This window comes from Roseateles sp. P5_E11 (assembly GCF_054049355.1).
In genome coordinates this window covers 1-3,394 of record NZ_JBFUMO010000605.1, presented here as the reverse complement: position 1 = coordinate 3,394, position 3,394 = coordinate 1, and the positions used below count along the sequence as shown (strand labels likewise).

At 67.1% G+C, this 3,394-nt stretch carries 4 protein-coding genes and 1 pseudogene; all 5 read left to right on the top strand.

What is annotated here, in order from left to right; translation table 11 throughout:
* Nucleotides 1–35: 35 nt before the first annotated feature.
* A complete protein-coding gene (locus ACXJKR_RS27750; protein ID WP_235532080.1) occupies nucleotides 36–527 on the top strand; it encodes a DUF4442 domain-containing protein in 492 nt (163 codons plus the stop codon).
* Nucleotides 528–541: 14 nt separating this feature from the next.
* Complete coding sequence (locus tag ACXJKR_RS27745) at nucleotides 542–1,756, top strand: acetyl-CoA C-acyltransferase (RefSeq protein WP_457325567.1); 1,215 nt, start codon at nucleotides 542–544, stop codon at nucleotides 1,754–1,756.
* Nucleotides 1,757–1,759: 3 nt separating this feature from the next.
* Nucleotides 1,760–2,293, top strand: coding sequence for a DUF1569 domain-containing protein (locus ACXJKR_RS27740; protein WP_457325566.1), 534 nt, complete (start codon nucleotides 1,760–1,762; stop codon nucleotides 2,291–2,293).
* A 171-nt stretch (nucleotides 2,294–2,464) separates the two neighbouring features.
* On the top strand, nucleotides 2,465–3,229 hold the full coding sequence (locus tag ACXJKR_RS27735; protein WP_457325565.1) for an enoyl-CoA hydratase: 765 nt from the start codon (nucleotides 2,465–2,467) through the stop codon (nucleotides 3,227–3,229).
* Nucleotides 3,220–3,394: pseudogene (locus ACXJKR_RS27730) on the top strand (SGNH/GDSL hydrolase family protein); the annotation flags it as partial. The gene ACXJKR_RS27735 and the pseudogene ACXJKR_RS27730, both read left to right, overlap by 10 nt.

The window sequence follows — 3,394 nt, the reverse complement described above, 5'->3', positions numbered from 1 at the left end:
GCGCGAGCTCTGTCCTCGACTGACTAGGAACAAAAGTGAACCGGCTTCAACGCACCCTCGCCAAGCTGGACGGCCTGCCCGGCCCGCTGCGGGGCGCCGCGCGCAACTTCGCGCTGCGCCGCGCAGTGCCCTTCACGGGCACGGCATCGCTCGATTTCATTGCCCTCACGCCCGAAAGCAGCGAGATCCGCGTCGCCAACAAGCGCCCGGTGCAGAACCACATCAAGGGCGTGCATGCGGCCGCGATGTCGCTGCTCGCCGAGACCGCCACCGGCATGGTGGTGGGCATGAATGTGCGTGACGACTGCCTGCCGCTGTGCAAGTCGTTGCAGGTGAACTTCAGGAAGCGCGCCACCGGCGGCCTGGTCGCCAAGGCGCACCTGACCGCTGCCCAACGCTTCACGATGGCGAACGAGACCAAGGGTGAAGTGCGGGTCGCCGTGACCGTGACCGACGAAGCCGGCATCGAGCCGATCGAGTGTGAATTTGTCTGGGCCTGGGTGCCCAAAGAAAAGCCCCAGGCTTAAGTAAAGGAAAGACCATGAGCAAGCAAGTCCAAGACGCCTACATCGTCTCCGCCACCCGTCTGCCCATCGGCAAGAGCGGCCGCGGCTACTTCAAGAACACCCGCCCCGACGAGATGCTCGTCAAGGTGATGCAGGCCGTGCTGGCCCAGGCCCCGGGCCTGGACCCGGCGGCCATTGAAGACGCCATCGTCGGCTGCTCCTTCCCCGAAGGCGAGCAGGGCATGAACATCGCCCGCGTGGCCTCGGTGCTGGCGGGCCTGGGCCCGACCATCGGCGGCGTGACCATCAACCGCTACTGCGCCTCCGGCGTCACCGCCGTGCAGATGGCCGCGGACCGCATCCGCGTCGGCGAGGCCGATGTGATGTTCGCCGGCGGCGTCGAATCGATGTCCATGATCCCGATGGGCGGCAACAAGCCCAGYCTGTCGCCGCTGATCTTCGAGAAGGACGAGAACATCGGCATCGCCTACGGCATGGGCCTGACGGCCGAGAAGGTCGCGGCGCAGTGGAAGATCAGCCGCGAAGCGCAGGACGAGTTCTCGGTGGAATCGCACCGCCGTGCCGTCGCCGCGATGGCTGCCGGCCACTTCGACGCCGAGATGACGCCCTTCGACATCGTCGAGCGCACGCCCAACTTGGCGGACGGCACGGTCAACACCAGGACCCGCACCGTCAAGCTCGACGAGGGCGCCCGCCCCGACACGTCGCTGGAAGGCCTGGCCAAGCTCAAGCCCGTGTTCGCCGCCAAGGGCAGCGTCACCGCCGGCAACAGCTCGCAGACCTCCGACGGTTCGGGTGGTTTGCTGATCGTCAGCGAAGCGGCGCTCAAGCGCTACAACCTGACGCCGCTGGCACGCTTCGTGTCCTTCGCCGTGCGTGGCGTGCCGCCGGAGATCATGGGCATCGGTCCGATCGCCGCCATCCCCGTGGCACTGAAGGCCGCTGGCATCACCGCCGCCGACCTGGACTGGATCGAACTGAACGAGGCCTTCGCCGCGCAGTCGCTGGCCGTGCTGAACGACCTCGACAGCAAGGGTATCGTGCTCGACCGCAGCAAGGTCAACCCCAACGGCGGCGCGATCGCGCTGGGCCACCCGTTGGGCGCCACCGGCGCCATCCGTGCGGCCTCGGTCATCCACAACCTGCGCCGCACCGGTGGCAAGTACGGCATGGTGACAATGTGCGTCGGCGCCGGCCAAGGCGCAGCAGGCATCTTCGAAAGGCTGTAAACCATGGATCGTCGCCGCGCGCTCAAGACCACCACGGTGTTGCTCGCGGCGACCCCGCTGGCCGCCTGCACGGGCAAGTTGAAGACCTTTGCGACGTGGAAGGACGGTCAGCAGGCCGTGCTCGATCTGCTGTTCGCGCCCAAGGTCGTGCAGGACAACCCCTGGAACCTCAGCCAGGTCATGCAGCATCTGGCCCAGAGCATCGAGTTCTCGATGCAGGGCTTCCCGGCGCTCAAGGGCGCCTGGTTCCGCTCGTCCATCGGCTCGGCGGCCTTCGCGGTATTCAATGCGCGCGGTGCGATGAGCCACAGCCTGGACGAGCCCATTCCCGGCGCGCCGGCGCTGGACGCCTCACAGGCGCTGAAGACCTCGGTGCAGCGCCTGTTGGATKCCATGGACGCGTTCACGCAATTCAACGGCACACTGCGGCCTCATTTCGCCTACGGTGAGCTGACCAAGCCGCAGTACGAGCGAGCCCATTTGATGCACCTGGCCAATCACTGGACGCAGTTCCACGCCAAGACGGCTGTCGCGTGAGCCCCTCGCCCAGTCTCGCTCCGCTGAACGCGGGCCAGCCCGATCGGTCCCCCGAGGGGACGGCGATGCTTGCCGGCTCGACCGGCAAGCACATCGCCAGAGCGGGCCGGCTAGGGAGCGGCCCGGCGCTCGACCCGCCGACAATACAAGCAGCCCCGACAGGAGACTGAAATGACCATCAAGAGCTACACCGTCAACGGCGTCGCGACCCTCGAGATCGCCCGCCCCGAGAAGAAGAACGCGATCACCCAGGCGATGTACCAGGCCATGGCCGACGCGCTGCGCGCGGCCGATGCCGATCCGGCCGTGCGCGCGGTGCTGATCACCGGCCAGCCGGGCATCTTCACGTCGGGCAATGACCTGGAAGACTTCATGGCCGGCCCGACGCGGGGTGAAGATGCACCGACCTTCCAGTTCATGCATGCGCTGGTGGACAGCACCAAGCCCGTGATCGCTGCCGTGACCGGTGCGGCCATCGGCATCGGTACCACCATGCTGCTGCACTGCGACTTCGTCTTCGTCGCCGATGACGCCCGACTGGCCATGCCCTTCGTCGCCTTGGGCCTGGTGCCCGAGTTTGCGTCCAGCGTCGTGCTGCCCCAGCTGATCGGCAACCGCCGCGCGGCCGAAAAGCTGCTGCTGGGCGACCCCTTCACCGGTGAGCAGGCCGTCGAATGCGGCATCGCCAACCGCGTGCTGCCGGGTTCCGAAGTGCTGAACCACGCACGCCGCATCGCTGAACGGTTCAACAACCTCGCGCCGGGAGCGGTGCGCGACAGCAAGAAGCTGATCCGCGATGCCCAGCGCGACGCCGTCAAGGCCGCCATCACGCGTGAAGCCGAGATCTTCGGTGCCCGCCTGCGCAGCCCCGAGGCGATGGAGGCTTTCCAGGCCTTCTTCCAGAAACGTGTGCCGGACTTTTCCAAATTCTCCTGAAGCTTTCAAAGATCGCACTCGGCCCACTGCTGATTTGGCAGGGGCGCCGAGTCCGTGCGACGGCGCTGCGTTTGCCCGAGGCGGCCGGCCCGCGTTGGGCCGAAGGCTCGACGTTGCGGCTGCTGATCGTCGGCGACTCGTCCGCCGCTGGAGTCGGTGCCGCGC

What these genes read in the sequence shown, in the direction of transcription:
- ACXJKR_RS27735 (WP_457325565.1), top strand. Translation starts at nt 2,465, where the DNA reads ATGACCATCAAGAGCTACACCGTCAACGGCGTCGCGACCCTCGAGATC.